This window comes from Mixta intestinalis (genome assembly GCF_009914055.1).
Classification (GTDB): Bacteria; Pseudomonadota; Gammaproteobacteria; order Enterobacterales; family Enterobacteriaceae; genus Mixta; species Mixta intestinalis.
On sequence record NZ_CP028271.1, the window covers coordinates 2,624,940 to 2,650,162 of the forward strand.

At 53.4% G+C, this 25,223-nt stretch carries 25 protein-coding genes; 13 read left to right on the plus strand and 12 right to left on the minus strand.

What is annotated here, in order from left to right; all coding sequences use genetic code 11:
• Positions 1–380: 380 nt before the first annotated feature.
• Complete coding sequence (locus C7M51_RS12110) at positions 381–569, minus strand: MFS transporter (RefSeq protein ID WP_160622022.1); 189 nt, start codon at positions 567–569, stop codon at positions 381–383.
• 312 nt (positions 570–881) lie between these two features.
• Between C7M51_RS12110 and C7M51_RS12115 the strand changes: the two genes are divergently transcribed.
• On the plus strand, positions 882–1,535 hold the full coding sequence (locus C7M51_RS12115) for a hypothetical protein (RefSeq protein ID WP_160622023.1): 654 nt from the start codon (positions 882–884) through the stop codon (positions 1,533–1,535).
• Positions 1,535–2,056, plus strand: coding sequence for a hypothetical protein (locus C7M51_RS12120; protein ID WP_160622024.1), 522 nt, complete (start codon positions 1,535–1,537; stop codon positions 2,054–2,056). The genes C7M51_RS12115 and C7M51_RS12120 overlap by 1 nt, the downstream gene beginning before the upstream one ends.
• A 114-nt stretch (positions 2,057–2,170) precedes the next feature.
• Here the strand turns inward: C7M51_RS12120 and C7M51_RS12125 are convergent, their stop codons facing one another.
• Positions 2,171–3,199 (minus strand): LacI family DNA-binding transcriptional regulator, encoded by a 1,029-nt coding sequence (locus C7M51_RS12125; protein WP_160622025.1) that lies wholly within the window; start codon positions 3,197–3,199, stop codon positions 2,171–2,173.
• Positions 3,172–4,938 carry a solute:sodium symporter family transporter gene (locus tag C7M51_RS12130; RefSeq protein WP_160622026.1) on the minus strand — a complete coding sequence of 589 codons (1,767 nt, stop codon included), beginning with the start codon at positions 4,936–4,938 and terminating at the stop codon, positions 3,172–3,174. The genes C7M51_RS12125 and C7M51_RS12130 overlap by 28 nt, the downstream gene beginning before the upstream one ends.
• 218 nt (positions 4,939–5,156) lie before the next feature.
• Between C7M51_RS12130 and araD the strand changes: the two genes are divergently transcribed.
• Genes araD through C7M51_RS12165 form a run of 7 tightly spaced genes read left to right on the plus strand, consistent with a single transcriptional unit; the run spans position 5,157 to position 12,014 of the window.
• On the plus strand, positions 5,157–6,911 hold the full coding sequence (gene araD, locus C7M51_RS12135) for an L-arabinonate dehydratase (protein ID WP_160622027.1): 1,755 nt from the start codon (positions 5,157–5,159) through the stop codon (positions 6,909–6,911).
• A gap of 9 nt (positions 6,912–6,920) precedes the next feature.
• Positions 6,921–7,712 carry an HpcH/HpaI aldolase family protein gene (locus C7M51_RS12140; protein WP_160622028.1) on the plus strand — a complete coding sequence of 264 codons (792 nt, stop codon included), beginning with the start codon at positions 6,921–6,923 and terminating at the stop codon, positions 7,710–7,712.
• A 1-nt stretch (position 7,713) separates the two neighbouring features.
• A complete protein-coding gene (locus C7M51_RS12145; protein WP_160622029.1) occupies positions 7,714–8,595 on the plus strand; it encodes an aldose 1-epimerase in 882 nt (293 codons plus the stop codon).
• The gene (locus tag C7M51_RS12150; protein WP_160622030.1) at positions 8,588–9,463 is read left to right on the plus strand and encodes an SMP-30/gluconolactonase/LRE family protein; all 876 of its coding nucleotides are present in this window, start codon (positions 8,588–8,590) and stop codon (positions 9,461–9,463) included. Before C7M51_RS12145 ends, C7M51_RS12150 begins: the two co-directional genes overlap by 8 nt.
• Positions 9,463–10,326 carry an NAD(P)-dependent oxidoreductase gene (locus tag C7M51_RS12155; RefSeq protein ID WP_160622031.1) on the plus strand — a complete coding sequence of 288 codons (864 nt, stop codon included), beginning with the start codon at positions 9,463–9,465 and terminating at the stop codon, positions 10,324–10,326. The genes C7M51_RS12150 and C7M51_RS12155 overlap by 1 nt, the downstream gene beginning before the upstream one ends.
• A gap of 23 nt (positions 10,327–10,349) precedes the next feature.
• A complete protein-coding gene (locus C7M51_RS12160) occupies positions 10,350–11,117 on the plus strand; it encodes an SDR family NAD(P)-dependent oxidoreductase (protein ID WP_160622032.1) in 768 nt (255 codons plus the stop codon).
• 9 nt (positions 11,118–11,126) lie between these two features.
• On the plus strand, positions 11,127–12,014 hold the full coding sequence (locus tag C7M51_RS12165; protein ID WP_160622033.1) for a sulfite exporter TauE/SafE family protein: 888 nt from the start codon (positions 11,127–11,129) through the stop codon (positions 12,012–12,014).
• 118 nt (positions 12,015–12,132) lie between these two features.
• Here the strand turns inward: C7M51_RS12165 and C7M51_RS12170 are convergent, their stop codons facing one another.
• Entirely contained in the window at positions 12,133–14,106 is a 1,974-nt protein-coding gene (locus C7M51_RS12170; protein WP_244323727.1) for a glycoside hydrolase family 3 protein, read from the minus strand.
• A gap of 747 nt (positions 14,107–14,853) precedes the next feature.
• Between C7M51_RS12170 and C7M51_RS12175 the strand changes: the two genes are divergently transcribed.
• Positions 14,854–15,210, plus strand: a complete 357-nt coding sequence (locus tag C7M51_RS12175) for a hypothetical protein (protein ID WP_160622034.1) — start codon at positions 14,854–14,856, stop codon at positions 15,208–15,210.
• Between the two features lie 99 nt (positions 15,211–15,309).
• On the opposite strand, the gene C7M51_RS12180 is transcribed toward C7M51_RS12175, so the two are convergent.
• From C7M51_RS12180 to C7M51_RS12195, 4 genes are all read right to left on the minus strand, one after another.
• Positions 15,310–16,269 (minus strand): apurinic/apyrimidinic endonuclease family protein, encoded by a 960-nt coding sequence (locus tag C7M51_RS12180; RefSeq protein ID WP_160622035.1) that lies wholly within the window; start codon positions 16,267–16,269, stop codon positions 15,310–15,312.
• Positions 16,270–16,400: 131 nt separating this feature from the next.
• On the minus strand, positions 16,401–17,342 hold the full coding sequence (locus tag C7M51_RS12185) for a sugar phosphate isomerase/epimerase family protein (RefSeq protein ID WP_160622036.1): 942 nt from the start codon (positions 17,340–17,342) through the stop codon (positions 16,401–16,403).
• Between the two features lie 95 nt (positions 17,343–17,437).
• On the minus strand, positions 17,438–18,451 hold the full coding sequence (locus C7M51_RS12190) for a Gfo/Idh/MocA family protein (RefSeq protein ID WP_160622037.1): 1,014 nt from the start codon (positions 18,449–18,451) through the stop codon (positions 17,438–17,440).
• Between the two features lie 291 nt (positions 18,452–18,742).
• Positions 18,743–18,991 carry a hypothetical protein gene (locus tag C7M51_RS12195; RefSeq protein ID WP_160622038.1) on the minus strand — a complete coding sequence of 83 codons (249 nt, stop codon included), beginning with the start codon at positions 18,989–18,991 and terminating at the stop codon, positions 18,743–18,745.
• Between the two features lie 125 nt (positions 18,992–19,116).
• Here C7M51_RS12195 and C7M51_RS12200 point away from each other — a divergent pair, with 125 nt between their 5' ends.
• The gene (locus C7M51_RS12200) at positions 19,117–20,013 is read left to right on the plus strand and encodes a helix-turn-helix transcriptional regulator (protein WP_160622039.1); all 897 of its coding nucleotides are present in this window, start codon (positions 19,117–19,119) and stop codon (positions 20,011–20,013) included.
• Here C7M51_RS12200 and C7M51_RS12205 read toward each other — a convergent pair.
• Positions 19,999–20,442, minus strand: coding sequence for a GNAT family N-acetyltransferase (locus C7M51_RS12205; RefSeq protein WP_160622040.1), 444 nt, complete (start codon positions 20,440–20,442; stop codon positions 19,999–20,001). The genes C7M51_RS12200 and C7M51_RS12205 overlap by 15 nt on opposite strands.
• A gap of 137 nt (positions 20,443–20,579) precedes the next feature.
• On the opposite strand from C7M51_RS12205, the gene sugE reads away from it, so the two are divergent.
• Complete coding sequence (gene sugE, locus C7M51_RS12210) at positions 20,580–20,894, plus strand: quaternary ammonium compound efflux SMR transporter SugE (protein WP_160622041.1); 315 nt, start codon at positions 20,580–20,582, stop codon at positions 20,892–20,894.
• 351 nt (positions 20,895–21,245) lie between these two features.
• Here sugE and C7M51_RS12215 read toward each other — a convergent pair whose 3' ends face one another.
• The 3 genes from C7M51_RS12215 to C7M51_RS12225 form a co-directional block, all read right to left on the minus strand.
• Positions 21,246–21,557, minus strand: a complete 312-nt coding sequence (locus C7M51_RS12215) for a hypothetical protein (RefSeq protein WP_160622042.1) — start codon at positions 21,555–21,557, stop codon at positions 21,246–21,248.
• 241 nt (positions 21,558–21,798) lie between these two features.
• Entirely contained in the window at positions 21,799–21,990 is a 192-nt protein-coding gene (locus tag C7M51_RS12220) for a biofilm development regulator YmgB/AriR family protein (protein ID WP_167522370.1), read from the minus strand.
• Between the two features lie 421 nt (positions 21,991–22,411).
• The gene (locus C7M51_RS12225; RefSeq protein WP_160622044.1) at positions 22,412–24,211 is read right to left on the minus strand and encodes a carbon starvation CstA family protein; all 1,800 of its coding nucleotides are present in this window, start codon (positions 24,209–24,211) and stop codon (positions 22,412–22,414) included.
• A 381-nt stretch (positions 24,212–24,592) separates the two neighbouring features.
• Here C7M51_RS12225 and C7M51_RS12230 point away from each other — a divergent pair, with 381 nt between their 5' ends.
• A complete protein-coding gene (locus C7M51_RS12230; protein WP_160622045.1) occupies positions 24,593–25,213 on the plus strand; it encodes a response regulator transcription factor in 621 nt (206 codons plus the stop codon).
• The last annotated feature ends 10 nt before the right edge of the window (positions 25,214–25,223 follow it).

Here is a 25,223-nt window from a genome sequence, read left to right on the forward strand (position 1 = left end):
AGCTGTTAATCAGATGAAGTCAAGCCATTAAGGATGAGTTGTCTGATTCAGCAATGGGATAAAAATCCGGAAACCTCTCTCGGTTGCCGGATTTTTTTATGCGCGTTGCAGCATCGCAAAGCGGTTTATTAGCAGCCACGACGTTATACCAAAACACCATAATATTAATTTCATTGACACCGCTTTGGGTTAATACAAATAACAAATAACCGCAGATATTGTTCTCAAATACGGTCACCAAAGCAAACTTACCCCACTAAAAAAGGGGGATGAATCGCATCCCCTTAGCATTTCATGCGGGCATTACTCAGCCTTTTGCGCTACGTTCCGGGGAATAATGAACAGAATTGAGATAAGGGCAATTACCCCAAAGCCGACATTTAACCAAATCCTGCCGCACCCGCCTGATGCACATCATCAAAAGCAGAGTAAACCGCAAGCGACAGCGCCACGCCCATTGCTCCGCCGAGCGAGCTGGCCAGCTTATAAATGCCTGCCGCCACGGCAGCTTTTTCCTGTGGCGCAGAAGCAACGGCGGTATAGGTAGAAGGCGTAGCATAGATACCCACACTACGGTCCGTTTTGAGCATGCGGTAAAAGAAATCGCGTTTACCTCGCGCCAGATAGGTCAAATCGTGGATGCACGTCCAGAAACACCGGCTCAAACCCGCAATGTCAGTTCCGTTATGCTGTTTTCCTGCCTTTCACGCGCTATACCTGACAGGCAACCTGCCATACATCGCCATTTACCGGTTAAAACAGCATGTATTACGCCAGACTTTAGTAGTGAAACCGATCGCATTAAGGCCCGTCGCTACGTTATTGCCGTAGGCAGTTTTAATGAGCTGCTTAAGCAACATGTTCAGCAACAGCTGACGTCTTTGAGAACTTTACTTAACGAATTTCAGGTAGAGATAGCCGATTCGCTGGAGGATATTTTCGCCCTACACAGTATTTATACCGGTGAGCCGAATCCCACATGGTCACCGTGGAGCAATCTTGATATGGCCTGCAATTTTCTCAAGCATATTGGCGTCAGCGTAGTGATCCGCCTGTCGCCCGCCAGCGAAAAACTGGAGCGTCTGGAGCAGTTTATTCATCATCACATTTTGCTGCTGGGGCAAGAGTATGTACAAAAATGGTCATTTATTCTGGAGATGGCAACCAAAGAAAAGGGGAAACTGAATGAGTCCGCCATAACGTGGCTAACAGCTATTTGTCGTATGCTTCCCGGCAGCAGCGTAGGTTTGGCCTTACCGCAGAGTAAAGATGAACCCGGTCTTCCCTCCGTCGAGCTGCTAAAACAAACCGATTTTATTGCCTTTTCGCTTATCCCCAACGATCGGAGCGCCCGAATTGATATCCCGGAATACAGGCCACAGGATAATCATAAAATCATTTATCAGCAGATGAATCGAATTATCACTCTGTTAAAAAAACACCAGCTACGCTGCCAGCTCTATTTACAATCCTGGGGAACGCTAACGGGGAATACGCTAACCATCAATGGCCTTTTTTCCGTGGCGCATTATTGATGGATATGCTGCTCTCTTTACCGGAGGAAGTCACGATGATGGGGCTGTGGCTTAATTCAGAGCAGCAAAATGAAGTCTGCGCCAACAATCTTATCGAGAATAACAGCCTTTCCTTATTCTTCAGCGCCACGACTAAGCGCCCTATTTTTCATATTCTGGCACTGAAAGAGCGGTTAAAAAAACGGGTCTGTGATTTCGGCCCTGACTGGATAGCAACCCGCAGCGGCAATGTTCATCAACTGCTGTTACTTAATACCGTCACCATTAATCCACAGTTATCGGTACAACAGAATCTACTCAATGATTACAGTAAATGCTTTCATATACGGTTGGCACTTAGCGCTCCCGGTACCTGGCGTATAAAAAATGGCTTTTCGATCAGAAAAATGGCGCGCTCTATCATCAATATGGTTTACATCCCACCCGCTACGATCGGGATGAAGAAACCATGCACTATATTAGCCAGCGCTCAGAACCGACGCTTAGCGTCCATGATGAACGAATTAATCAGGAGTGGGTAACTGAAATCATGATGGATATTAATGCGGTGTGCCTGCTGGAGTTAACCAGAATAGCCGACTGATTGTTCAGGGCTCGGGCTGAATCAACAAAAACGGCCTTTACAGGCCGCTTTTTCAGAAGGGTAAACGCGTACTGCCGCGCGGTATAATCTCAAAGCCGACGTTCACCACCTCGCCGCGATACTCTTTATCCTGGCTCATCGCCAGCATCATCTCAGCGGTTTTTACCGCAATCATATCGGCGTTAAGGCTGACGCTGGAGAGAGAAACCGGCGACAGCCATGCGCTTGATGGAAAATCACCGAAGCCTAAAATACTCAGCTGATCCGGGACTTTAATACCGCGCGACTGCGCCTCCATTAACAGTGCGGTGGCGATGGAATCACTGGTACAGAAAATACCGTCGAGGCCTTTTTCCTTTACCAGCGTTTTCATCAGGGTTTCGCGGCTGGCCTGCCAGATATTATCGCTGCGCGGAATATCTACCAGCAGCGGCTTTTTCCCCCGCTCTTCCAGCGCACGACAAAAGCCCGTGTAGCGCGTACGTGCGCGAATATCATCATTAAAACGCGTGGTGAAATAGGCCAGCTGTTCGCAGCCAGTCTCCAGTAAATATTGTGCGGCACTGTAGCCGATCTGTTCATGATTATTACCGACCTGCGCGGTAATCGCGCTACCGTCAACCTGCCACATCTGCACTACCGGCACGCCGCTGTTTTGCAGCATCTTTAAGGTTGAGGTTTTATGATCCGCACCGGCGATAGCAATCACCGCTGGCGTCCACTGTAAAATAGCGCGAATCTGTTCCTCTTCTTTATTCAGACAGTGATCGTGAGAGGCAATAGATAACTGAAACCCCTGCGCGCTCACGGTCGATTCAATACGCTGAATAACATAGCTGAAAATGACGTTGGCCAGCGAAGGTAATACTACCGCCATATTACTGCTGCGCCCTCCGGTAAACTGGCTGGCAATTTTATTATGCACGTAACCCAGATTATCTATGGCCGTCTGAATTTTCTTCCCTGTTTTGGCTGAAACGCGCTCTGGCTGGCGAATATACAGCGAAACGGTTGAAGGCGAGACTCCGGCCTGAAGAGCCACATCATCAAGCTTTATGATTTGGCGTGATCGTTGACGCATTTTGCTCCCGCACTCTCGTTCAGCGCCATCATCTCTCGCCCGGAGCGAAAAATGTGGCGTCGAGCTAATCCCATAATCAGCAATACTGCACTTCCCCATACCAGCGCCAAAAGATAGCCATAATGGTCAGATATACCTGTCTCAGATGCCAGGCCAAAGGGAGATAACGTGATGTAAACGCTGATTAAAACCGCCACCATAATAACACTGGCAGGCACGGCAAAGCGCCATTTTTCCATCGGAATACTGGCTGGCGCATGTGCTGACGCGCGCCAGGCCGCAGGTTTCACCTTACCAATAATCAACATCAGCGTCACTTCAACGATAAACAAAATGCCCATGACGTGGATGTAATGGAGAGGAATAAGTTTGTCGATGTCGGTAAACATATACATGCCATAAACCACAATATGAAACACCAGCACGCATTTTGCCGCCAGTGCCGGAACATGGCGCGTCAGGAATCCTACCAGCACGATAGTAATAATCGGAATATTATAAAAACCGGTAAAACGACGCATCAGATCGAAAATACCGTTCGGCGTATGCAGCAGCATCGGCGCAATCATGATGGAAATCAGTGAAACAACAACCGACGCTATTTTGCCCATACGTACCAGTTTTTTCTCATCACGACAGCCGGTCATTGGACCAAACAGATCGATAACAAACAGCGTGGCGCTGGAATTAACCACGGAATTAAAGTGGCTGATCACCGTGCCAAAAATAGCTGCCGCAAACATGCCGATCAGCCACCAGGGCAGTACGGCCTTAACCAGCGTCGGATAGGCATAATCCGCATTGCTAAATACCGGGCCAAACATATTCAGGGCAATAAGGCCGGGTAACACCATTGCCAGCGGCACCAGCAGTTTGATCGAACCCGCCAGTAAAACCCCTTTCTGGCTCTCTGCCAGCGATTGCGCTCCCAGAGTGCGCTGAATGATCATTTGATTGGTACACCAGTAAAACATGTTGGCACACAGCATCCCGGTAAAGATGGTGCTGAACGGCACCGCCGAACTGGAAGAGCCAATCGCGTTTAGCTGCCGGGGATGGCTCAGCAAAATTTTAGCTCCGGCGCTGAAAGAGCCGTCACCCAGCGCAAACAGCCCCAGCACCGGCACCAGAAGCGCCGCCACCAGCAGGATCAGCCCGCTGATCGTGTCAGAAATAGCTACCGCTTTTAGTCCACCAAGCGTGGCATACAGGCCGCCAATCGCTCCCATCGCCAGCGCCAGGATCGCAATGGCGCTCCAGTCCGACAGGTTCAGCAGCTGCTGGAAATTAAACATCTCGTTCATGGTAATCGCCCCCAGATAGAGGCTGCACGGATTCGCCATCAGCGCATAACCCACCAATAGCATAATGCTGACCATACGGCGGGTATTGTTATCGAAACGCTCTTCCAGAAACTGCGGCATGGTGGTTAAGCCACGGCGTAGAAAGCGCGGCAGGAAGAAAAGCGCCATTACAATCGTGGCGATGGCAGCGGTACTTTCCCAGGCCATACCACTGATGTCGAAGCGATAGGCGTTGCCGTTAAGCCCCACCAGCTGCTCTGCCGACAGATTGGAAAGCAACAGCGATCCCGCAATGAAATAACCGCTTAATCCTCGTCCGGCGAGAAAAAATCCCTCCACGCCTGATTCTGATATGCCTTTTGTTTTACGATAAGAATATAGCGCTACGATTACGAGAAAGAAAAAAAACGTTACACCAGAGAAAAACATCTCCATGGCTGTCAACCCTCATACTTATGGTATCAGGCTACTATCACACAGGATAAAACGGGCTTTAAAGCACTTTATGCAAAATTTTGAAGCGGGCGAATAAAAACCATGCGGCGGAAAGGGAAAAGCGATCATGGATCACATAATTTGCAGATCCCATCTTGCAAATCGTAGCGCTACGATATTAGTGTAACGGGAAATTCAAACACCAGGGTAGTGGCTTTATGTTTAACAAAGACGGTTTAACGCGCAGGGAGATCTCCGAACTTCGTAGCCAACGGTGGTATGCCCCCAAGACTATCAGAGCCTTTGCGCATCGGCAGCGCACCCAACAGATGGGCTTCGCACGGGAAGAGTTTTTAGGCAAGCCGGTTATCGGCATCATCATCAACACATGGAGCGATATGAGCGCCTGCCATTCGCATCTGCGTGAACGTGCAGAGGCGGTGAAACGCGGCGTCTGGGCAGCGGGCGGTTTTCCGGTCGAGTTACCGGCCCTGTCGATGGGCGAAGTGATGGTGAAACCCACCACCATGCTATATCGCAACTTTCTGGCGATGGAAACCGAGGAACTTCTGCGCCAGCATCCGATCGACGGCGTCGTGCTGTTAGGCGGCTGCGATAAATCGACGCCCGCGCTGCTGATGGGCGCGCTTTCGATGGATATCCCGGTCATCTTCTGCCCGGCGGGTCCAATGACCACCGGCAAATGGCACGGCCAGGTGACCGGCGCAGGCACCCACACCAAAAAATTCTGGGATCAGCTCCGCCTCGGTGCGATCACTCAGCATGACTGGATCGAACTGGAAGGCGCGATGACCCGCTCGATCGGCACCTGCAACACCATGGGCACCGCATCCACCATGACCTCGATCGCCGATGCGATGGGCTTTACCCTGCCCGGTGCCAGTTCGATCCCGGCGGCCGACTGCCGTCATCCACAAATGGCGGCGCAGTGCGGCCAGACAATCGTTGATATGGTGTGGTATGACCATAAGCCTTCGCGCTGGCTGACCAAACAGAACTTCCTTAACGGCATCGCCGCCTACATGGCGCTTGGCGGTTCCACCAACGCCGCGATCCACCTGATCGCCATGGCAAACCGCGCCTCGATTGCGTTGAACCTCGACGATATGGAAGCGCTGGCGCGCCGTATTCCGGTGCTGGCGAACCTGTTCCCGTCCGGTAAAGGGTTAATGGACGATTTCTTTTTCGCCGGTGGCCTGATGGCGCAGCTGAAAAAAATCAGCCAGTTCCTGCACCTGGACGCAAAAGGCGTCACCAATACTTCGGTCAGCGCCTGGATCGAAAACGCTCACTGCTACGATGACGATACCATTCGCGATCTTGATAATCCGGTCATCCCGCTGACTCAGGGCTGCGCGTTGACGGTACTGCGCGGCAACCTCTGCCCTAACGGTGCGGTAATGAAATCTTCTGCTGCCAGCCCGCAGCTACGCCATCACGTTGGCCCGGCGCTGGTTTTCGACAGCCACCAGCAGCTTTCTGACTGCATTGACGATCCGGCGCTCGATGTGACCAAAGATAGCGTCATCATCCTGCGTAACGCCGGTCCGGTCGGCGGCCCGGGGATGCCGGAATGGGGTAACCTGCCGATCCCGAAAAAACTGCTGCAACAGGGCGTCACCGATATGGTGCGTATTTCCGATGCGCGCATGTCCGGCACCCACTACGGCACCTGCATTCTGCACGTCGCGCCGGAAGCGGCGGTTGGCGGGCCGCTGGCGCTGGTGCAAACCGGCGATCGGATCGAGCTGGATATCGCCGCCGGTACGCTCAACATGCTGGTTGACGAAGCCGAACTGGCCCGACGCCGCGCCGCGCTAAAACCGACGCACCAAACCTTCTCCCGCTCCTGGTCTGCCCTTTATCAGCAGCACGTCACTCAGGCCGATCAGGGCTGCGATTTCGATTTCCTCCAGAGCGGCAGCGACGTTCCGGAACCTCCCATTTTTTAAGGAAAAAGTATGAACAATTTCAAAAAAAGCATCCTCTCCGGCCAGCGTCTGCTGGGAACCTGGATGATGACCGGCAGCGATACCGTGGCCGAAGCGATGGCGACCGTTGGCTTTGATTTCCTGGTACTGGATCAGGAACACGTTGCGGTGGATACGCTGGATGCCATCCGCATCGATCGCGCCGTGCGCAGCGTCAACAACAATACCACCCCGCTGTACCGGCTGGCGGGCAACGAAACGGTGCTGATTAAGCGCGCGCTCGACGGCGGCGCGCTGTCGCTGATGATCCCCTTTATTAATACGGTTGAAGAGGCGCGTAAAGCGGTGGAATCCGCCTACTATCCGCCTTACGGCAAGCGCGGCTTTGCGGCGATGCATCGCGCTTCCGGCTGGGGCGGCAACCCACAGTTCGTACAGGAGTCACGCGACGAACTTTGCCTGATTTTACAGCTGGAAACGCCGGAAGCGATCGCCAGCATTGATGATATCGCTGCGGTTGACGGCATTACCGGTTTCTTTATTGGCCCCGGCGATCTCTCCTCCGCCATGGGCCATCCGGGTAATCCGTCACACCCTGAGGTACAGGCGATGATCAAACGCGGCCTGGAAGCCTGTCAGCGCCTCGGCTTCCCCTGCGGTATCGTGGGCGGCAACCCGGAACTGGTCAATAAGTACCAGCAGATGGGCTTTACCTTCGTCGCGCTGGCCTCTGATATGAGCTTTATGCTGGCGCGTGCGAAGGAGCAGCTGGCGGCCATTCGCGGTGAAGATCTGAAAATTCGCGGCGGCGAGGTCTACTAAGATGACGCGCCTGCTCGAATGTACCCAGGGCGATGCCAGCATGGCCGTCGCGCCCGCGTTAGGCGGCGCGCTGGCCTGGCTGCGCTGGCGCGGGCATGACATCTTACGGCCCTTCGATCCCGCAGGCGAACAGCGTGCCAATCTGTGCGGCAGCTATCCGCTGATCCCCTGGTCAAACCGCATCGCCAACGGACACTTTACCTTTAATGGTGCCAGCCACGCGGTAAAACGCAACTTTGGCGATCATCCGCACGCCCTGCACGGCAGCGGCTGGCAAAGCGCCTGGCAGGTGGCACATGCTGCCGATGATGAAGTGGTATTGCAGCTCGACAGCCCGGCCAGCGAAAGCTGGCCCTGGCCCTGGCGTGCGCAACAGGTTTTTCGCCTGAGCAGCGATCGGCTGCGCATCGAGCTGAGCTACTGCAACAGCGCGCAGGAGAACGTACCGGTAGGCCTGGGGTTTCATCCCTTCTTTGCCGACGCCGCACAGAGCGAAATCCGTTTTGCCGCCGCAGGCGTCTGGCTTAACGACGAAAACAGCCTGCCCTGTGAAGCGGTCGCGGTGCCGGAAAAATGGCTCTACACGCATTTTCGATCGCCGGTATTCGGCTCGGTGGATAACTGCTTTACCGGCTGGCGGCCCCCCGCAGAAGTCAGATGGCCGCAGCGCCGGATCCGCGTGGAGATGCGCTCCGCTGCCAGCAACGCGGTGCTGTTTATTCCGCCGCGCGAGCGCAACGTGGTAGCTATCGAACCGGTCACCCACGTCAATAACGCCATCAATCTGTTTCCTGCCGACGACGGCGAACAGGCGATGACCACCGTTCATCCCGGAGAGACGTTTTCTCACTGGATGGAACTGCGGATGATAAGCGATGAATAAACCTGAACAGCTTTTCGATTATGTCGGCCATCTGCCGGAATGCCCCAGCTGGGACAGCGACACCCAAACGCTCTGGTGGGCAGATATCCTGGAGCGTGAGATTCACGCTCTGCATCTGCCGGGCGGCGAACATCGGGTAATAACCTTCCCGGAAGAGCCAGGCTGTTTCGCACTACGCGAAAAAGGCGGCCTGATCGTCGCGCTTCGCAGCGGCATCTGGCTTACCGGCGAGGCAGGTCAGCTTCAGCAAAAAATTTGCGATAACCCTAATAATCCGGCGCTGGCGCGCTTCAACGATGGCGGCGTCGATCCCTGGGGGCGCTTCTGGGCAGGCACCTACTGGGGGCCACGCGACTATAACGGCGCGCTGCTGTGCCGTGTTGATGCCAGCCTCCGTACGGGCGTCATGCAGTGCGACATTCTCGGTGCCAACGGCCTCGCCTTTTCGCCCGACCGCCGCTGGATGTACACCAGCGACACGCCGAACCATGTCATTTACCGCACGCCGCTTGATGATGAAGGCAACCCAGGCGTACGCCAGGTGTGGAAAACCTTCCCACGCGGCAACGGCAGGCCCGACGGCGCGGCGATGGACAGCGAAGGCTGCTACTGGAGCGCACTGTTTGACGGCTGGCGCATCGCCCGCTTTTCGCCACAGGGCGAGGTTCTGGAAGAGCATACTCTGCCGGTACGCTGCCCCACGATGGTCTGCTTTGGCGGGCCGGAAATGAAGACGCTGTTTATCACCACCACCAGAGAAAACATGACGGCTGAAGAGTGCGCGGCTTACCCGCTCTCCGGTGCCATTTTTACCCTGAATGTTGCCGTTGCCGGCATGCACAAACCCAAATTTAAGGAACACGCATAATGAAAACCATCGGCTTTATTGGACTTGGCTTAATGGGCGAAGCGATGTCAAAAAACATCGTGGCTAAATTTGACGGCTCGGTGCTGGTGTATGACGTGAACCCCGCCGCCATTGCAACATTAACCGCCGCGGGCGCGCAGGCAGCCAACTCCGTTGAGGAAATTGCGCAAAAAGCCGACGTAATTATCAGTATGGTGCCGCGATCTGAACACGTTCAGGCGATCTATCGTCAGATGTTGCCGTATCTGCATCAGGGACAGATCACCATCGATATGTCGACCATCGAACCCGCCGTTTCCGAGGCGCTGGCCGCTGAGGTGGCGCAAAAAGGTGCCGTTATGCTTGATGCTCCGGTAGTGAAATCGGTACAGGCGGCGATTAAAGGCGAACTGGGTATCTATATCGGCGGCGATAAAGCGGCATGGGAAAAAGTGAAGCCGGTGCTGGCGATGATGGGCTGTAACCAGATTCATATGGGCCAGAACGGGCGCGGCCTGGTGATGAAAATGCTGCACAACGTACAGGTAGCCGGTATCCAGAACAGCGTCAATGAAATGCTGACCGCAGCGGAGCATTACCAGATCCCGAAAGCGGCGTTCCATCAGGCGATCTCCTACGGCGGCGCGGCCAACTTCTACCTCGACAGCAAAATTAACAGCCTGATCGCCGAAGATTACCGCACCGCCTTCTCGCTGCAAAACATGGCGAAAGACGTAAACATCATGAAATCGATGCTGGAAACGTCCGGGTTACAGCTTCCGGGCGTTGAAGTCATCAAGGGCGTTTACGATAAAGGTATGGAATCCGGCCTCGGCGGTGAAGATTTCTGCGCCACATTTAAAGTTGTGAAAGATAACGCCTGACTCTGGACATAAGGATTAAACAAATGAACTACAGCGAAAATGTCACTTACCATTCACTGAAAAATAAAATTGTCGCCATCACCGGCGGTGCCAGCGGCATCGGCGAAGAACTGGTGCGCGCCTATGTTAATCAGGGCGCACGCGTGGCGTTTCTCGATTTCGATCGCGAGGCGGGCGAAAAGCTGGCGCAAGAGCTGAACTGCCTGTTCCTGTTTTGCGACGTTACCAATATTGCGCAGCTAAAAGCCTGCTTTGCCGACATTTCCACACGGCTGGGCGATGTGGATATTCTGATTAATAACGCTGGCAGCGACGATCACCATAAGATCGACGATCTCACCGAAGAGTATTTCAATAACCGCATTAACGTGAACCTGCGCCATCAGCTGTTTGCTATTCAGGCGGTCATACCTGGCATGACGAAAAAAGGCGAAGGCAGCATCATTAATATGGGTTCGATTAACTGGATGCGCGGTCGCCCAGGACGCGTCTGCTACTCCTTATCGAAAGCCGCAATTCATGGTTTTACCCGCACCCTGGCGCAGGAGCTGGGCGCACGCGGCATCCGCGTAAACAGCCTGGTACCGGGCGCGATTAAAACGGCGAAACAGGAAGCGATGTGGGCGAAGCTCGATCCGGCGGCGGTAAATCAGTTTATCGATTTGCAGGCGCTGAAGGTGCGGCTGGACGGTACCCACTGCGCGCGTCTGGCACTGTTCCTTGGCTCCAGCGAATCGTGCGGCTGCACCGGACAGGATTTTGTCGTGGATGCGGGTTTATCGCTTAACTAAGGTATCGATATGGATTTCTTTACGCTTTTTACCCCTGATATGGCGGTGCTGGATACCAGCACGGTACTTATCGTGATTGCGGTGATGTTTCTTTATACCTTTGTTGGCATATGCGCCGGTTTTGGCGGCGGCCTGACCTCAATGCCGCTAATTACCATGGTGTTGCCGCTCAAAATGGCGGCACCGATGTCGGTCATGGTCGGCACCGCCACCGCGGTTTATGCCACCTGGCTGTCACGCAAAGAAACGGACTGGAAATCTGCGGCGGTATTAATTCTGTTCTCTTTTGCCGGTATTCCCGTCGGGCTGTATGCACTCTCTTATTTGCCCGATCATATTATGAAAATAGGCCTGGGCGCGTTTCTGATTATTTACTCGTTCTACAGCCTGTTTATTCCCCGCCTGCCGGTGTATGACAAACGCTGGATCGCGGCCCCGATGGGCACCATCGCCGGTGCCTTAGGCGCGGCGTTCTCAACCAACGGGCCACCGGTAGTGATGTACGGCATGCTGCGTAACCTGGCACCCGCCGCGTTTCGCGGTACGCTTAATGCCTTCTTTACGGCCAATAATATCGCCATTATCGGCGGGCTGGCGACCAGCGGGATCTTAACCATTTCTACCATTAAGCTGGTGCTGTTCTGTATTCCGACCATGGTGCTGGGTTCGATTGTCGGTCAGTACGTGCATAAACGGATTTCGGTAAAAGTGTTCCGCATTATCGTTTTCCTGCTGCTGATCGCCTCCGGCGCGATGCTGATCAAAGGCGCAATGGGCATTTCCGCTCTCAGCGCGCTGCTGCCGGTCTTTGCGCTGCTGGTGGTATTACAGCTGATATTCGGGAAGAAGGTGGCGGCCATCCGTGCCGCAGATGAAGCGGCAAAAGCGCAGTCATAAGCGCGAACGGCACGTCTGAAAACCTGAAAAAGAGAAAGCCGCCTCCTTTGGCGGCTTTTTTAATGCCATGCACGGCCACAGCGAGAAAGGTCAGCGATGCCGCATCGTTAGCCGTAGCCTAGCGCGCAAGGCCATATCCCAGCGGGAAAAGCGGCAGTTTCAGATCGCCAGGCTCATCAGATTTCTGTATCAGCACCGATTCGGCTGTTGAAGGCAGCGCAAAAGGCAGGCGTGCCGTATAAGCGCTATCGGATATCAGGCGGGAAATCAGCACCTCATCGCTTACGCCGAAGTTAGCGATAATAGCGCTGGTTTTATCGCGCACGTTAGCCAGAATCGCGGGACGATCCAGATAAATCGACAACACCACCGGCACCACCATGCTGATCTCTTCCAGTACCTTAAGATCTTTATTATCACTGGCAAACGCCAGCGATCCCTCATGATAGCGGCTGCCGAAGAAATAGTTCGGATGCGGCTGTTCATAAGGCGCACTGAGACGCATCAGCGCCACATCCGCCGATCCGGGATTTTTCACTACGGTTAAGCCCGCTTCGGTGGCGACAGCCTTATCTATACCGTAAAGCCATACCTTGATGTCTTTTTTCAGCGGCAGAATATTTTTGTTCTGCAACAGCACCAGCGAGCGGAACTGGGCGCTGCCCGCCTCTTTTTGCGCTTCCGCGCTGCCAACAACCTTGTCGGCAAGCGCAGCATCAACATAGGGTTGTTCAAACAGACCCTGTTCAAATTTCTGTTGCAGGATGCGTTTCACCGAGGCATCAATTCTCTCTTCGCTAATCAACCCTTTTTTGACGGCGCCAACCAGAATCGCGGTATCGGTAACGCCACCAAACTGGTCAATACCGGCGTTTACCGCCGCAACAAAACGCTGCTCTTTTGTCAGCGACTCTACGCCCCACGGCATACCGCCCTCTTCCGGCGTCTCTCCCGGTGCGCTGCCGTTAACGCATTTATCATCACAGTCGTTAGTAATCAGCCAGTCGCTAACGATCACGCCATCAAAATGATATTCATTACGTAGCAGATCGGTCAGGAGAAAATGGCTGAATCCGGCACCGACCGGCTCCGGCGTTTTCCCCTCCCACTCCACGCCTCGCATAACAGAATAGGTTGGCATGACCCCCGCAACGTGCGATTCAAACGCGCCCTTAAAGGGCATGATATGTCTTTTAAGGCTCTCTGCGCTGAGGATAATATTCTTGCCATAGGCGTTGTGCCCGTCCCAGCCATGTTCAGCCGCGCCGTAGCCAACCCAGTGTTTTACCACCGCCGCCACGCTTCGGTGATTCAGGCCGTCAGCGCCGTGCTGAATACCTTCGATATAGCCTCTGACCATCTTGCGCACCAGTTCCGGGTTTTCGCCAAAGGTGCCGCTGATTCTTGCCCAGCGCGGCTCGCTGACGATATCAGCCTGCGGAGAAAGCGCCTGGGTAATGCCGGTAGCGCGGTACTCACGCCGAATACGATCGGCATACTCTTTTGCCAGCACTTCGCTGCCCACCGCGCCGATGCCGAGCGTCTCAGGCCAGCGGGAAAATTTTCCTGTTGCGTTGCTGGCTCTGGGCAGCGGCTGCCAGTTATTACGTGGATCGGAACTAATGGTCACCGGGATCCCCAGACGCGTACCTTCAGCGATCTGCTGGATCATATTGTTTTGCTCCGCCAGCATCGACGGATCGTCGCCGCTTAGGGTGGTGACCATACTGTTGATCTTGTCATCCACCACCATTTTGCGCACGGCTTTCATATCATATGCGCTGGCGACGCCAGAAGGATCCTCCATCTCCGGCACGCTGCCGTGCATCATGACGCCCGCCTTTTCCTTTAGCGTCATACGCTTGATTAAATCGGCTGCCCTGGTTTCAGCCGGAAGCCGCCAATCCTCGTAAGGGTTAAGCTCATCATCCCGGTTCAAATCTTTAAATTTCAGGCCCGCGTCGGTAATCAGCGCCTTTGAATAATGCCCCAGCTCTACCTGAATCAGGCTCTGCGCCCCTGCGTTTAACGTCACCGGCAGACACACCATCACGGCCAGACTTAATTTATTAAAATTGAAGTGGCTGATCATATATTCCCTTATTAATAAGCCAGTAAATCATGTGATATCAGCTCTGTTTTACGGCCAATTTTGATAATTTAAATTTATTTTTCTTTAGTCTCTTCATTGAAACAAACATTAATCCGTCAAAATGTGAGGCTCGTCGTTATTTCCTCAATTTCATGGTCTATAGTATTATTATTATTTATCAATATCTTAATCCAACTATTATTCTTTCAAATTATTTATTGGACAAACGGCCTGCTGGCCTGAATAAATTATCGAAAAAATACTTATTTCCATTAAAACAATATCAGTAAAAACAACAAGAAAGACACAAAAGCTTACTCAATCCAGAGGAGACAATAGTTTTCACCCTGCCACAACGCCAAAATGACACCGCATTAAATTCCGGCTTAAAGCAATAATTGAAAAATAAAAGACAGCAAACGAAAAGAATAGTTAAAGTGGCGAATTATTAAATAATTGAGAAGAATTCGATTCCAGAAAAATTCTTTTTCATGCAGTTATCTTATCTTTCATTTATTAACCCCAACTACCGCGACAAATAATGTCGCCAGCGGCAACGTGTTTTTTTACACGATAAATAGCCTGTTAAACGGCAGCACCGTGTCAGCAGGCGCATGTGGGTAAAAGCGTCGCTCCCGGGCTACTCTGCCCCTGAAGCACTTTACGGCATATTCCTAAGGCGATCGGCGATCGGTCGTGCCATTCTTTACTACACTGATGAGGTTACTAATAATTAAAGAGGGAAGTATGAAAAAGACAATTATCGCACTATCCGCACTGCTGCTGGCTACGCCTGTTTTCGCCGCAACCACACACGCAACTGATGATACCGTCGCTACCGCGCATGAAGGAGCGAACACCGCTAAAGAGAAACTGCATCAGAGCCAGCATGAAGGTGAAGAGCTAAAACTCAAATCTGAACATGCCGCCGAAGGCAAACGCGACAATCTGAGCAGCCGTGCCAGCGAAGGCACGCAAAAAGCCTGGCATAAAACCAAAGAAGGCACCGAGAAAGGCTGGGATGCAACGAAAGAAGGCACGGAAAAAGGCTGGAACAAAACCAAAGAAGGTGCCAGCGAGCTGAAAAACAAAGTGACCGACTAACGTCGCCGGTAACGTTTATCAGGGCCGCAGCTAACTGCGGCCTTTTTTCTGCGTGCGATTCATCACGCCTGAGCAGGTTAACCTCTGGCTTACGGCTTTTTAGCAGCGCTTCGTCGCATAGTGATAAAGCCGATCCCGCGCCAGATTCTTCATTTTTACCTCGCACATAATATCGAACTCATCAAACGAGAGCGCCCAGTCGTTCAGCGTATCGTTAAAATAGTAGTCCGAGTGCGCACGCAGCTTTGATTTAGCCAGACCGAGACGCTCCTGATCGGGAAACCCCTGCGGCGGAATCAGCCCTTCCTGCGAAATCGAATAGTGTAAAACCGGCCTGACGTCGCGCCACGACGCTTTTATCTGCGCAATCCGCTCATCGTCAGGCCTGATAAAGGCGTTTTCTTTTACCCAGTGATGATGAATATCAAGCACTACCGGACAGAGCTTCTGTGCCTGCAAGACCTCATCTAACGAGCAGGAAATTTCGTCATTCTCAACGGTAAGCATCATACGTGCCTGCGGACTGAGCCTGCTGAAAGCAGCCTGAAACCCTGCAAAGCCCCGTCTGCCGTTCATATGAACGTTGATTTTAAAATCCTGAAAGGTTTTGCCGTAGCCCATTAGCGTTGCGCACAGCGCATGATATTCCACATCCTCCAGCGCCCGATCCACCACGTCAGGGTTATCTGACGCCAGCACGGAATATTGTCCCGGATGGAAAGAGAGCCGGATATTATGCCGTCTGGCGCTTGCGCCGCAGGCGTCGAACAACGCATACAGATCGGGCAGACACTCCCGATAAACTACTGCCGCTTCGGGCACGGTATACAGAGGCAGCAGATCGCTGCCGATACGCATCATGCGCAGCGCATCCGGTAGCCGCGCCAGCTGCTCAAAAACCGCCAGCAGGTTGGTCAGATTAAAGGTGGCGCAGTCATAAACCAGCTTCACTCGTTCTTCATCAGATAATCCCAGAAAGCGCTTACGGGTCGGCGATTTAAAAGGATAAGGCTGCTGCGCGTCCGGGGTGAGAAATTTACAAGCAAAACCAAGCTTCATGATAGCTCCTGTTAATACACGTCCGTTAAGTCTAATCACTATTCCGAACGTTGCGTAAAAACAGGCGGATGAAAGGCCGCACGCTGCCCGCCGGGTAGCGACTTTCCCGACGGGCAGTTGATGAAATGACGCTAGCGGCTCAGACAGGCGTTAAGCGCATCGATAGAAGTTTGCAGACCGGCCTCCACGCTCATGGTTAAATCCTCCATCTCCAGCGAAACGTCGCCGTTATAGCCGCACATGCGCAACACCGAGAAAAATTCTTTCCACCAGCGCAGATCCTGCCCGCATCCCACCGCGACATAGTTCCAGGCACGCGTTTTTGTCGCCGTCACCGGCTGGTACTCCATCAGACCATCAACGTCTGCCAGGCCACGTTCAATACGTGCGTCCTTACCGTGTACGTGAAAAATCGCCCCTTCCAGCTTACGTACCGCCGCAATCGGATCGGCCCCCATCGCAATCAAATGCGAAGGATCGAGATTGATGCCGATCGTATCGTCAACCGCCTCGCGCAGGCGCAGCAGCGTTGACGGGTTATAAACCAGCTGGCAGGGGAAGGCTTCCAGCGCAATCTGTTCAATACCGTGCTGTCGCGCATGCTGCACAAATTTTTGCCACCACGGAATCGCTACCTCATGCCACTGATACTCAATCACGCCCGGCATGTAGTCAGGCCAGGAGACGGTCGAGGTAATCCAGTTTGGCACCCGATCCTGCGGGCCACCGCCCGGCAGACCGCTCATCATGACAATTTTCTTCACGCCAAGCCTGGCCGCCAGTTCAATGGTGCGATAGCTACTCCGGGTATGCGCCTCGCCCAGCGCGCCGGGTGCCAGCGGGTTACCGGAACAGTTCAGTGCAACAATCGTCATATCACGGCTGGACAACTCGCTGCGAAAGCGCGACAGTTTCTCCGGCGAGGCCAGCAGCGCCTCACGATCGACATGCGGACATGGCGACCAGCCGCCAGCGGTTAACTCAACGCCGGAAATGCCATACTGTTTCACGCGGTCCAGCATCTGCGGCAGCGCAAGATCCGCCAAAACATCGGTACATAATGCCAGCTTCATAACTCTTCCTTATCCGAACGGGAAAGATTGTGGCTGATTGCGCCGCGAACCCTGATGCGGATTCCCTGACGCAAGCGGCCTCCCTGCGATGCGTCTTAGTCCTGATAAAGTGCAGGACGCGGTGGAATGATCACGCGGTGTTTCTCACCATCCTTTAGCGACGCCAGTCCGGCATCGCAGACCAGCGCCACCACGTAACCATCCCAACTGGACGGGCCGGATAGCGCTTTTCCGTCACGCACGCGGTTAACGAAGTGCTGCACCTCCCTGTCGTAGGCCACGGCAAACCGTTCCATGCAGGAGTGGGCGATATTCTGACCGTAACCATAAGGTGCGCGGGCGTAAGTCAGCGCCTGCCCCGTAAGCCCGGCGATAGCCTGTTCTCCCACCACCTCACAGCGAATGTCATAGCCGTAACCGCAGTTCACAAACAGTTCATCATCAATGCGCACGCCCGATTCCGTTTCAAAAATCACTATCAGCGGATCCTGTAAATGCGGGCAGGCGCGGCTGGTTTTTTTGCCCGGCCTGTCCACGCGTACCGCAACGATATCCTCATTCAGCAGATAGCGGATAATATCTATCTCATGGGTAGCAGAGTCATTAATTGCCATCTCCAGCGTGTAGCTTTCCGGCACCGTCGGATTGCGATGGGCGCAGTGCATCAGCAAAATGTCACCCAGCTCACCCGCTTCTATCGTCTGCTTTAATTTTTGATAGCCCGCATCAAAACGGCGCATAAAACCAAGCTGTAACAGCCTTTTTCCCGTTTTTACCTCGGCGTCGATAATCTGCCTGGCTTCATCTGCACCGGGCGTCAGCGGCTTTTCACAAAACACCGGTTTACCCGCCTTAAATGCCGCCAGGATTTGTTCTTTATGCGCCGGGCCGATGGAGCAAATCACCACCGCGTCCACCTGTTGTGAATTAATCAGCGCATCGGCATCATAAAATGGCGTGGCAGCAAAGGTTTTCGCCATCTCATCCACCGTTTCACGCTGAATATCGCAAACCGCCGAAACTTTTGCGCCGCTGATAACCTCGCTGAAACGCCGCAGATGATCGCGCCCCATCATGCCCAGCCCAATGACGCCAATATTCACCGTCATTCCTCGCTCCTTTTTGTCGCAAAGAGAATATTCAGATCGGTTAATCTGATTTTTCGATAAACAAAAAGATTATTTCCGCCCGGATATAACAGGTGGAAACGTTTCGCGATCGCTTGCGGCAAACATATATCAAAGTAAATGTAAAACACCATGCGTCCGATGCGATAACATTTTACGCTGTGCTGCCGATCAAAATTTCAGGATAAAAAACGGGAAGAAACGCGCGTGGCGTCACAGCTATAACCTGGTTCGATTGACATAGCAAGAATCAAGAGAGATGAAAATTAACCTTCAGCCGTTATTTTTTACCAGACAATTAATCGAAAAATAATAATGGTCTGCCAGCGCGTTATTGCTGGTTTTCTCCCGATCGGCCTGGAATAAATAATTATTTTCATCCTCAGCTAATATCGCCAGTTTGATGAGAAAGTGATAAACAACAGCCTTAACCCTAATTTTCCCATAGCTACCTGTTGCCTGATGGCTATTTGCACCGCTATATTCGGTTAGGCAGCCCGTATATTTCGCGATAAAAGCCAATTAATCGAGCAATGATTTTTTCAGCCAGTGATAAAACAAACGCTTAGCTGCTGATAAAAAGCAACTTTGATGATTACGCTGCCTTATCGCAGTGCGATAATCGTGCGAAAGGCGAAGGAGAGTTTATGCTGACCAGGTGTTTGAATGAGCCGGTTTCACGGCACGGCTTCGGGCATGGCACGCACCCGCAGCTGATGTTTATTTGCCGGGCTGAAGGCAAAGCGGCGGCGCTCCCACGTATTATGCATAAACATGAAGGCCGGTTTGAGCTGATGTTCATTCAGGAAGGCGGCGGCATCTATAACATTGATGGGCGCAGCTACCATGTAGAACGCGGCGATCTGCTGCTGTTTAACGCAGGCGTGCTGCATGATGAGCAGCCCTACGTCTCGGATAATCTGCGCATTTTCAGCTGCGGCGTAGAGCAGTTAAAATTTGCCGGGCTGCCGCCAGACACCTTTACCGCACCATCGCAGCGTGCGGTGATGCCGAGCGGCGTTTTTTATCAGGAGATCGCCACCTTATTTCAACAAATGTGGCGGCACGCCAGCGGGAAAACCCGCTATGGCGCTGAAATTGCTAATGCGTTGCTTAGCGCCCTGCTGCTGCTCTGTCGCGATATCTGGCCTGAGGCGGAACAGGAGCAGGACAACAGCGAATCCGGGCTGGGGCAGCGCATCAAAGATTATATCGACCGGCGCTATAAAGATGAGATTGCGCTGAAGTCGCTAACCGCCGCGCTGAATATGAATCACTACTATCTGGCGCACGTATTTAAGGCGTTTTCCGGCTATTCCCCGAAACAGTATCAAACCCGCCGCCGTATTGGTGAAGCGCAGTCGCTGCTGCTCAGCTCCGATTTAGGGGTCACGGAGGTGGCGAACGCCGTTGGCTACGATAACGTTAATAATTTCCATCGTATCTTTCATAACCTGGTTGGCGTGCCGCCTGCCCGCTATAAAAAATTCTGGCTCACCGGCAAAACAAACGTTGATGGCCTGTCACACTCAGCAATCCGCTGACGGGCAGCGCATATGCAGCAGCGGGAAAGGATTGCCTTCGCCATCCAGCTCCGATCGCCCGCAAAGGGTAAAGCCCCGGCTCAGGTAAAACGCCACCGCCCGATGATTCTGCTCGTTAACGTCTACGCTGTCTGCCGCCAGCGTCTGTCGGGCAAAGGCGATCAGCGCTGTCCCCACGCCCTGCCCGCAGTAATCGGGATCGATAAACAGCATCTCAATTTTTCCCTCTGCCACGCCGATAAACCCTTGCGGCTCCCCGGCTGAATTAAGCCAGACGTAGGGAGCAATCGCAGGCAAATAGCAGTCGCGGACCAGCGGCTTTAGCGCCTGAAGATTTTCTTCCGGTAAAAAATCATGCGTGGCCCGCACCGCCCGTCCCCAGATCGCGGTCAGTAATGGATATTCCTTTTTGTCAGCAATACGAATCATATTAATTTCCTGAGCGATCGCTTTTACGCGGGTCGCACGTAATATTATACTGATTATCTACATTCGAACCGGGGACGGCCCCGGCTTCTTCTCAGTCACGTCCGGGACGGCCCGGCTCTTAAAAAAGGAGAGCCAGCATGGCCTGGATCCTCTTAACCATTGCAGGTTTGTTTGAAGTTGTCTGGTCTTTCGCCATGAAGCAATCGCACGGCTTCACCCGGCTCGGCCCTTCAGTAATTACCATCGTGGCGATGATCGTCAGCTTTGTGTTACTGGCCGTTTCGATGAAGTCGCTGCCGCTGGGCACCGCCTATACCATCTGGACCGGCATCGGTGCCGTGGGCGCTTTCCTGGTTGGCCTTTTAGTGCTTGGCGAACCCGCCACGCCAATGCGCATCGCTGCCGCGGCACTGATCGTCTGCGGGCTGGTGATGATGAAACTCTCTTCGTGATCGCAACGCTGATAGCCCATCGGCGCTATTTAAGGCCACGCAGTTAACAGCAAAACTGTCTGGCGGGCGTTATTACTCGTTCCGCCAGGTCATATAATCGAAACAATAACCTGGCGCTATGCTTAGTACAACGTGAACCGCAAGGCAGAGTGTTATGTACCGCTCGCCGGAAAGGTCACTAACCCAGTTTATCGCTGCTCTGCCTGCGGAGCGCTTATGAGGTTTGCCAATGAAAATTATCCGTAACGCAACGGCGGGCCGATCGGCGGCAGAAACAGCAATAACGCCGTTATCAGGACAATAAAAAACCGGCAGAATGCGCTATCAGCCGCAATTCTGCCGGTCAGTTAATCAGTCACTCTCTCCGCGATCGTCGTTTCGCGGTCGCCGGAACCCAAAACGGTTCTGCGGCATTTTGACCGTTCTGCTGTCAGTGCTGTTAACGTCTTTCAGACGGTGCCCGCTCACTGACTGCGGTATATGCCGGAATGCCTTCCTTGCCTGCCAGTAAGACATGACTTTTTCTTCATCCGTCTCCTGTTCGGCAAACTGCTGTAATCGCTCCAGAATGGTGTGATTACTTAAAGCGCTCTGGCTATCGAGAAGGGACATCACCGCTTCTCCCAGGGCCACGTGCATATTTTTTAAATCGTCTTTATCCAATTTCTCTCCTGTGCTGATGTTGACGAAAACCGGCAATTCAGGAGATATGCGTAACAGCGCTCACAGAACAGGCTGCCTGTACATATCTCAAGGTCACCAGACATTTTTCAGGCGTTAGCTGTTCCGTCAGGTAACAACGACGCCAAAATCAGGAGAGGTTTACTGCAGATAGACATAGCGTATGAAAATAACGGTGTGATGTGCTGGCAGGCTGATGTCAGCCTGCACAACAAATAATGAATTATTCCCGGCCCAACACTAAAGCAAGCAGTCCATGATAGTGCGTCTCCATCTCCGTGCCAGCCGCGCCATCCAGCTTCACCAACAGCCTGGAGCAGATCGCCTTGCGATTCACGCTTTGCCCGGCACGCAAAATGTCCTCTACAACCTGGCCCAGCGTCTCCTGCCGGGTTGGGATCGTGCTGTCTGCCATCGCATACGGCTGTACTGGTTTACATCCAGCTTCAGGTGTCCATCGTTGCTGCTGCATCATCGGCCCCTTCTGGTCAGATCAAAAAACAGGCGAAAAAGTTCTGCCGATTAAACTATACAAAAATGCAAAATCTGTACAGATTTTTTTAATTTTTCGTTAATAACTGAACACTTTTTAGCAACCTGAGCGGATCCAGTCAGCCGCACATCCACCGGCCCTAATAGCGGATGGTAAGAACCGGGGTGCAAAGCGTCCCGCGCCACGGACGGCGCGGGCCGAGCCGTCATGGATGACATTTTGCGTCTTTGCGAACCGGTCATATCAGCCGCACACTCACCGGCCCTAACAGCGGATGGTATGAACCGGAGAGCAAAGCCAGTAAAAAAGGCCGGTTTGCACCAGCCTGTTCACAGTAATAGCCTCAGGAAACCGCCTCAACCGTTGGCGTCTGCGTGCGCACGCGCCACAGCACCACCCAGCGCTGTATGGCTGCGATCATAATAATCAGCCCCAGCGCCACCATAATGATCGAAATGGTGCCGTTAAACAGGTTATATCCCTTCGCCGCCGGGTTGAAATAGACATACTTCACCATCCACCAGGCCGCATAGTTGACCGTCACATACAGATAAGCCAGCGGAACCAGACAGGTCAGCATATAGCGGCGCTTCTGCGCCATGCGCAGAATAATGGTCGCGCCGATCATCAAACCAATAGATGCCATCAGCTGATTAGAAACGCCGAACAGCGCCCAGACGGAGTTAATATCGCCGGAATTGAGCAAATATCCCCACAGCAAACAGGCGACGATACTGCAACCTACCGCGCCGGGCATCCAGTTAGTACGCTTCAGCGGTGCCCAGAGATCGCCCAGAAAATCCTGTAACAGATAGCGGGCCACACGCGTACCGGAATCGACCGCCGTCAGGATAAACACTGCCTCAAACATCACTACGAACTGGAAAAAATAGGAAGCCAGGTGGCTGAACCAGGGAATACGGGTGAAAATATCCGCCATCCCTACCGCCAGCGTCACTGCGCCACCGGTACGTCCGTAAAGATCGAGCCCGATAGACTCGCTGAGCTGCGGCAGATGAACCACCTCCATTCCCAGCCCGGCGAACACCTCTGGCGTGGAGTTAATGGCGAAATAGTCCGCCGGATGCAGCGCGGTAGCGGCAATCAACGCCATCACGCCCACCACGCACTCCGCCAGCATAGCGCCAAAGGCGACCGGCAGAATATCGCTCCATTTATCGATCTGCTTCGGCGTGGTGCCGGAACCGATAAAGGCGTGGAAACCTGAAATCGCGCCGCAGGCGATGGTAATCGAAATAAACGGCCAGACCGGCCCCGCCAGCACCGGCCCGTTGCCGTGGATAAACTGCGTTACCGCCGGGAACTGAATTTCCGGGTTAATAAACACCACGCCGATCACCAGCGCGCCGAACACGCCAATCTTCATAAAGCTGGAAAGATAGCCGCGCGGCGTCAGCAGCATCCAGACCGGCAGCGCCGTCGCGAAGAAAGCGTAGAACGGCAGTACCAGGCTAACGGTGGAAGCACGCAGGCTAAGCCAGCTACCAAAGGCAGAATCCTGGATATAGGGGCCTGCAATAACGCAGCCGAAAATGACCAGGATACCAACCCAGGTAGCACCGCGCATGCTGCCGGTAAAACGCTCCCACAGCCCCACGCCAATCGCTACCGGAATGGTCATAAACACCGCGAAAGTGCCCCAGGGGTTGCGCTCCAGCGCATGCACCACCACCATCGACAGGCCTGCCATGGTAATGGTGATAATAAACAGCATCGCCAGCCCGGTACACCAGCCCGCCACCGGCCCCAGCTCCGATTTCGCCACCTCCGACAGCGACTTACCCTGATGCTTCATCGAGGCAAACAGCACCACGGTATCGTGTACCGCCCCGCCGATAACGCAGCCGATCAGCAGCCAGAGAAAGCTGGGCAGGTAACCATACTGCGCCGCCAGCACCGGCCCGACCAGCGGCCCCGCTGCGGCAATGGCGGCAAAGTGGCTGCCGAAATTTACCCATTTTTTGGTTGGTACGTAATCTTTGCCGTCTTCCAGCAGATGCGACGGCGTAACCTCGCTGTCATCGGCATTCAGCACCTTACGCACGAAAAATACGCCGTACAGGCGGTAGCAGATGGCGAGGATACACAGCGTCGCGATAACAAACGTCAATGCGTGTGACATAGCCCACTCCCAAAATAAAAAAATTCAGGGCTATCCTGTCACGTGCGCGAAATGAAAGCGGCGGGTAAGAAAGTTAGCGGCGCTATAACAGATTAAGCGGTCAAAAAAGCGGGGTAAGCGGCATGCGATCGCTGTGCAAAAAAAACTACACCACTGACCAACGCATCCCGTTGGCCAGCTGTTCCCTTTATCCTTTTTATCTCAAGGGATTAACCATCGTACTTTGTCATTTTTATTTCAAACATGGTAATGATAATTATTGTGATAACATCCGGTATGTTTAGAAACATTTAACTTAATGTTGCCATTAGTTAACCAGAAAATCGCCGCCCGTTTTTAATCAACGCCTGCGGTGGCATACAGAGATAACAGGAGCACATTATGGATCCTATTGTTTACGTGGTGGATGACGATCACTCCGTCAGGCAATCGCTGGTGCGTCTTCTCACCTCTGAGGATTATCAGGTGGCTGATTTCCCTTCCGCGCAGGCGTTTCTCGATCATCCTTTCAGCCCCGCTCCGGGCTGCCTGATCCTTGATATGAACATGCCGGAGAGCAACGGTTTCGATGTTACCGAAGCGCTGACAAAGCTCGGCTACCTCATCCCCACGATCTTTCTGACCGGCTACGGCACCATTCCGCTTTCGGTAAAGGCGATGAAAGCGGGTGCCTGCGAGTTTATGACCAAGCCCGCCGTGCCGCAGCTGCTGCTGAGAGCGGTTTCCGAGGCGTTACAGCTGGCGACTAAAAACCTGAGCGCTTCACAGGAGCTGCAAACGCTGACCGCGCGCTATGAATCCCTGACGCCCCGCGAGCGCGAGGTGCTACAGCTGGCAATTGGCGGCCTGCTGAATAAGCAAATTGCCGCCGCGCTGGACGTCAGTGAAATCACCGCCAAGGTACATAAAAGGCGGGTTATGGAGAAGATGGAGGTACGCTCTCTGACCGATCTGGTCAGGGCCGCCGAGCGGCTGAATATCACGAAAACCCAGGGACGCTAGCGGACGTTAT